The 1,034-nt window shown below is 44.5% G+C and carries 1 protein-coding gene and 1 pseudogene; one reads left to right on the forward strand and one right to left on the reverse strand.

Annotated features, from left to right (window positions below; genetic code table 11):
- On the forward strand, positions 1-792 hold a 792-nt coding region (locus R7070_RS26570; RefSeq protein WP_318141569.1), incomplete at its 5' end, for an STAS domain-containing protein.
- 77 nt (positions 793-869) lie between these two features.
- On the opposite strand, the pseudogene R7070_RS26575 reads toward R7070_RS26570, so the two are convergent.
- A pseudogene (locus R7070_RS26575) lies at positions 870-1,034 on the reverse strand (GNAT family N-acetyltransferase); the annotation flags it as partial.

The following is a 1,034-nucleotide window of genomic DNA, read 5'->3' on the forward strand; positions in this document are numbered from 1 at the left end:
GGAAAATCGCAATTGGTATCGATTGTGGCAGCCATCACCATTGCTATTATCGCGGCCTTTATTTACGAGCCGTTACAGTTCATCCCTATAGCCTCACTCGGCGTGGTACTCATCATCGCGTCACTGTCACTGCTTGACCTCAAAGCCATATGGATACTGAAAACACGTGACAAAGATGCCTTTTACCTTGCCATCATTACCTTTATTTCCGTGCTAGTGATTGGGGTTATTCCGGGTATCACACTGGCAGTTCTATTAGGTCTATTTCAGTTTTTACGCATCGTCATGCGACCAAGTGACCAACTACTGGGTCTGGATGAAAAAGGCACCATTCGCACCATTGATGAAACCGGAAAAGCGTCTCCAATTCCGGGCATGGTGATTTATCGCTTCAACTCACCGTTAACCTACTTTAATGCACCATACTTTAAGCGTCGTTTGCTAGAGCACGCAGAGCAAAACAAAGATGTCAGCTGTGTCGTAGTCGATGCCGTATCAAGCTTTACTCACCTAGATTTGAGTGTCATGGCGACATTGGCCGACATTCACGAAGTGCTCAAGAAAAGAGGAATACGATTAGTCCTCGCGGGAAGAAAACGCCGCTTGCGTCAATGGTGTGAGTTAACGGGAATAAGCACCAGCGAAGGCGGGATTTTGCTGCGTGCCGATATGTACCTTGCGATCAAACTCAGTGGTAGCTACCTCAGTGCAGTCGGTGAAGGGATTGTTCCGACCGTGCAAAAAGAACCCGATTTGGAACAACCACCAAAGCCAATTCCAGAAGTGGCTTAAGCGATAATCTAAAATAAAAACAGGAGTATATTCTCCTGTTTTTTATTGTTCATTTTATCTGTTTAATCGGCTCGGCTTTATGCTTGCGGTTTAAATTTTTTCGTCATTCCTTGACTTTTGGGAGTCACTAGCTTGTAACCAAGATTTTCATAAAAGAATGGCTCGTCAGCAATCATAGAAACGTAAGAGCCTTCAAGTGCAACAGAAGAAAGATAACCGTCGATGTATTCCATGACTTTTCT

This window comes from Vibrio sp. 1557, from assembly GCF_033340175.1.
Classification (GTDB): domain Bacteria; phylum Pseudomonadota; class Gammaproteobacteria; order Enterobacterales; family Vibrionaceae; genus Vibrio; species Vibrio alginolyticus.